Consider the following 326-nt stretch of genomic DNA (forward strand, 5'->3'; position numbering starts at 1 on the left):
ATATTATTTGTAAGAATCACTAATTGTTAATTATTTTTAGATATTTATACCAGTAAATACAAAATACAGTCTTTCCATAGCGCACTATTACCTTATAGTACCTAATTGGTACAGTAAAAGATTTCGCTAAGTAATTTTTATTGAATTTCATGAAATAAAACAACTAGATCAACATATAGATAATCGTACCAATATGGTACAATTATCTTCTTTTTTGTTTATTTTATGCTAAAAACATAGCCAATTTAAAACATGAAAAATTAATATGGGTGCTCAATTGCATAAATCAGCAAATACCACAACCAATATTTTACTTTTAAAGTAAA

The organism is Bacillus sp. JJ722, assembly GCF_036963345.1.
Classification (GTDB): domain Bacteria; phylum Bacillota; class Bacilli; order Bacillales; family DSM-1321; genus Bacillus_AD.